The 4,849-nt window shown below is 44.0% G+C and carries 5 protein-coding genes; 4 read left to right on the top strand and 1 reads right to left on the bottom strand.

Going from position 1 to position 4,849, the window contains the following annotated elements; genetic code table 11:
- Positions 1–351, top strand: a 351-nt coding sequence (locus tag ACW12G_RS06260; protein WP_455647535.1) for a septation ring formation regulator EzrA, incomplete at its 5' end; no start/stop codon positions are given.
- A 50-nt stretch (positions 352–401) separates the two neighbouring features.
- Here ACW12G_RS06260 and ACW12G_RS06255 read toward each other — a convergent pair.
- Positions 402–1,802, bottom strand: coding sequence for an APC family permease (locus ACW12G_RS06255; RefSeq protein WP_455646743.1), 1,401 nt, complete (start codon positions 1,800–1,802; stop codon positions 402–404).
- 127 nt (positions 1,803–1,929) lie between these two features.
- Between ACW12G_RS06255 and ACW12G_RS06250 the strand changes: the two genes are divergently transcribed.
- From ACW12G_RS06250 to ACW12G_RS06240, 3 genes are all read left to right on the top strand, one after another.
- Positions 1,930–2,523, top strand: a complete 594-nt coding sequence (locus ACW12G_RS06250; RefSeq protein ID WP_048700413.1) for a nucleoside/nucleotide kinase family protein — start codon at positions 1,930–1,932, stop codon at positions 2,521–2,523.
- Between the two features lie 305 nt (positions 2,524–2,828).
- Positions 2,829–4,025 (top strand): aminotransferase class I/II-fold pyridoxal phosphate-dependent enzyme, encoded by a 1,197-nt coding sequence (locus tag ACW12G_RS06245; RefSeq protein WP_055308413.1) that lies wholly within the window; start codon positions 2,829–2,831, stop codon positions 4,023–4,025.
- A partial coding sequence (locus ACW12G_RS06240; protein WP_455647534.1) for an NAD(P)-dependent oxidoreductase occupies positions 4,018–4,849 on the top strand: 832 nt, incomplete at its 3' end. The genes ACW12G_RS06245 and ACW12G_RS06240, both read left to right, overlap by 8 nt.

Raw genomic sequence — 4,849 nt, 5'->3', positions numbered from 1 at the left:
AATGAATTAGGCCGACTTGCCAAGTCACTTAAAGCAGATCAAGTTGACATGGACGAAGTACAACGGCAATTAAACATTGTATCAGCCGATATTGATACCTTAAAAGAGAAGACAGATACAATTGTTGATCAAGCAGCGTTGACAGAACAATTGTTGCAGTATGCTAACCGTTATCGTGCCACAAATGAACGTGTGGCTGCGGCAAGCGAACAAGCACGGATGTTTTACGAACGAGATTACAATTTTGGTAAAGCAATGGACGTTTTGGGACCAGCACTGGATAGCGTTGAACCAGGAGTTTACGAGAAGTTAGTTGACTCGTATATGCGTCGTAAGACACCGTTACTCTAAATTTTGACCAACTAAAAAGGACTGCAATTTGCAGTCCTTTTTAGTTGGCTTTAAGATAACTTTGAATTTCGTACACCGTAGATAGCGTACCAAACAATACCAGCAATAACCCAAAGACTAAATAGGAACAATGTGTTGACCGGTAGTTTTGCGATCAACAATAGGCTAATCACTCCAGCGATAAATGGGAGCACTGGATAACCAGGTACTTTGAAGCCGTCATGTGACAAGTCTTTCCGACGACGTAAGATCAAGATACCAAAGTTAATGAAGGTGAAGGCTAACAAAGTACCAGCATTGATCAAACTCGCTAATGTGTTCAGTGGAATTAAACCAGCAAAGATTGATTCAACGACAACAGCAACGATTAACGCGTTAACTGGTAAACGTGAACCAGAAGAAATCTTACCCAATGGCTTTGGGAGCAATCCATCACGACCAAATGAGTAAGTAAGACGTGATGAAGCGTAGACAAGTGCCAAAATGGCTGTAAACATACCAATTAATGCACCGACAATGATGACAACAGAGAATTGCGTTTGGTGAATAGCTTGTAGCGCAAACGCTGCCGGATCATCCACACCCAACTTTTTATAGTTCACAATACCAGTCAAAACAACGGCGAACAACACATAGAGTAGGGCTGAAATCAAAACCGTCCCGATGATACCACGTGCCATCGTTTTCTGTGGATTCTTAACTTCCGCAGCATGTGCAGCAATGGTATCAAATCCCAAGAAAGCAAAGACGATGCTGGCAGTGGCTGCCCAGATACCGTTTAAGCCAAAGACCCCAGAATGGAATTCTTTTGGATAAAAGGGCACGTAGTTGGTGTGCTTAATAAAGAAAGAACCACCAATGATGAACAATCCTAGGATCGCAACCTTCAAAACCACCGCAGCGTTTTCGACCTTTTTAGATGTGCTTAATCCGCGAGATAAAATTGCGGTGACCACCAAGATGATCAAAACGGCAAATAAGTTCACGACGCCACCTTCTAGTGGGCCGGCCATCAGACTTTTTGGCATATGAATCCCAAAAATTGTGAGGAGGTTGCCGAAATAAGCGGAAAAACCAGTCGCAATGGCTGAAACGGCTAAGAAGTATTCTAAGATAAGTGACCAACCTAATAACCAGCCGATAATTTCACCGTAGATGACGCTGCCATAAGAATAAGCAGATCCGGCCACCGGCATCGCTGATGAAAATTCAGCAAAGGCCATACCAGATAGACCAGAGAAGATAGCGGCAATCAAAAAGGCGACGGATACAGCAGGACCAGCGTGTTGCGCAGCTTCATGGCCAGGTAAGATGAAAATACCTGTCCCAATCACTGTCCCAACACCAAGACCAATGAGGTCGCGCGTTGTCAATTCGCGCGTCATATGAGAATCTGCATTAATGTAGTTTTGCACAGATTCACGTCTGAATGCTCTTGTGAAGATAGACATAACATTTCTCCCATACTATTTTAATTTAAACATAACTATTATTTTAACAAGTTGCCGCGCGAATGTCTAACGTTGCTTGTAAAGATACGCTACAATAGTAATAATAACGAATCAGGATACAGGATATATGAAAGAGAATAAAGTATTTGTGATTACTGGGGCAACCGGCGTCGGCAAAACAACCATTGCACGATATTTACAAGATAATTTTCGTATGCCTCGTGTCATTACGCATACAACGCGCCCACCACGCGATCGCGAAGTCGATGGCATATCGTATTATTTTGAAAATGATACGTCGTTTGAAAAAAATCATTATCTTGAGCGGGTTAACTATGCTGGGGCGCAATATGGCTCATCTTATGAAGGGTTGGAACGTGCCTGGGCGAAAAATCCTTATATCACGATTGTTTTGGATACGGCAGGGGCTATCACTTATGCGCGCGAACTGGGTGATCAGGCGGTCATTCTCTTTGTGACGGTGACAAGTCCAGATGTCTTAGTAGAACGGGTGCAAGTACGCGGGGATGATCCAACGGCGATTAAACAACGTGTGGCTTCGCCGGAATTTTTGCGGGACATGGTATTGCCGGATGCCTTAAAGGGTGTGGCTTACGAATTAGATAATGATGACTGGGCGAAAACAAAGACACAACTGGACTTGTTTGTTCATGACATTATGAATGGGCGTAGCGTGCCGAAAAATAAGCCACTCGGTTAATGCGATATTATATGATAAATTAGTAATAATGTGCTTGACTTTCACCAGGTAAAAGATTATGATTGTCTCATAAATTAATGAAGGTTTTTAACAAATGACAGTCAAACACATAGAAAATGCAGAACAGTTTTACTTTTGGTATTTTAGGTAGCCTACCGTATACCAAAAGCATTTTGCATTGGTATTCGGAGGAGATGGTTCCGAATGCCTGATGAGTTTTGTTATGACTCGAGTTAGCGCACATTCGGAAGCAGCCGAATGTGCGTTTTTTTGTTAAACCGAGTTGTGAATTAGAGGAGAAAATTATGCCACACGCAAAACCAGCCTTGCTATCATCATTTAACCAACGATTGGATCTCGTGAAGCCCAGTGCAATCCGTGCTTTCGATAATGAAGTCAGTGCCATTCCTGACATTTTAAAATTAACGTTGGGTGAGCCAGACTTTGATGTGCCAGAACACATTAAGCAGGCCGCTGTTCGTTCAATTGTTGAAAATGATTCACATTATGCGGCGTCCAACGGTACATTGGCTTTACGTCAGGCCGCTGCTGGTTTCTTGGCAGACCGTTATGGAGTTGATTATGATGCTGAAAGCGAAATTATTGTGACTGTTGGGGCAACGGAAGCGATTTATACGGTTGTGACGTCACTATTAAATCCTGGTGATAAAGTATTGTTGCCAACACCAATCTTTCCATTGTATATTCCGGTGACGTTAGTTGGCGGTGGCGAGCCAGTATTTATTGATACCTCAGCCAATGGATTTGTCTTAAGTCCGGAGATGTTAAAAGCAGCGATTGCAGAACATGGCGACAGTATTAAGGCGATTGTGTTGAACTTCCCATCTAATCCAACCGGTGTCACTTATGACGAAGCAGCAGTTCGCGCTTTGGCTGAGGTGTTGCGTGACACGAACATCGTTGTGATTTCTGATGAAATTTATTCCGAGTTAACTTATGAAACAACGCACGTTTCGATGGCACAATTCTTACCAGAACAAACCATTTTACTTAATGGCGTCTCTAAGTCACATGCGATGACGGGTTACCGAATTGGCTTGTTGGCCGGTCCGGCAGAATTGGTGGCTAAATTGGGTTTGATTCACCAATTTACGATTACAACACCAACGAACTCGGCGATGGCAGCGGCGGCCGAAGCGTTGGGGACACCAGCTGGAAAGGCAGATACCTTGGCAATGAAGGCCGAATATCAAGCGCGTCGTGACTATGTTTACCAAACGATGACTGATTTAGGGTTTGATATACCAAAACCAGCAGGTGCTTTCTATATTTTTGCTAAAATTCCGGCTGATTTACCGCAAGATGATGTGGCGTTTGCCCGTGACTTAGCGCAGAAAAACAAGCTCGCGGTTATTCCTGGTTCGGCTTTTGGCCCAGGTGGCGAAGGTTACGTGCGATTGAGTTATGCAGCATCAATGGCAACATTGGAAGAAGCAATGGCACGCTTAACAGCATATATTGAGGCGAATCGCCATGCCTAAAATTTTAATGACTAGCGTACGTGAAGATGAAGAGGCGGCTATTGCTGCCTATGCGCAACAACACCAAGTTGAGATTGATATTTCACGTGATGAATTGCACCCAGATAACCTACCGGATTTGCGGCAATATGATGGCTTGATTGTGCAACAAACTGCTAAAATCGGTGGGGATGCGACATTTTACCGCACACTAGCACAACAGGGCTTGCAACAAATTACGACGCGAACAGCTGGCTATGACATGATTGAAGTGGCGCTAGCAAAAGCAGCCGGTTTAAAAGTCACCAATGTACCGGCCTATTCGCCACGATCAGTAGCTGAAATGGCATTGATGCAAATTTTCCGGTTATTGCGCAGAACGTGGGCTTTTGATCAGCGTGTTGCGCAACATGATTTTCGGTGGGGCGGCTTACAAGCACGAGAAATTCATACAGTGACGGTAGGTATTATTGGGGCTGGCCGGATTGGGAGTACCTTGGCACAATTATTACATGCCCTTGGTGCACGTGTGTTAGCTTATGATATTAATCCCCAGCCAGCCTACGAGTCATTTTTAACTTATGTTGATAAAGAGACGTTATTGGCTGAGAGTGATATTGTGAGTTTACACGTTGATTTAAATCCATCATCAGTTGGCTTGCTGAATGCAGCGGACTTTGAACGTATGCCAGCACATGCAGGTTTAGTTAATGCATCGCGTGGGCCAGTTGTGAACACGGATGCATTAATTACGGCACTGATGAGTGGTGAGATCGAAGCTGCCGCACTCGACACAGTTGAAGGTGAATCGGCGGTATTTAATCATGACTTACGGCAACAGGGTG

The sequence above is a fragment of the Leuconostoc sp. genome (assembly GCF_965300815.1).
The sequence above is the reverse complement of the archived record's forward strand: the minus strand, read 5'-3'. Positions and strand labels throughout refer to the sequence as shown.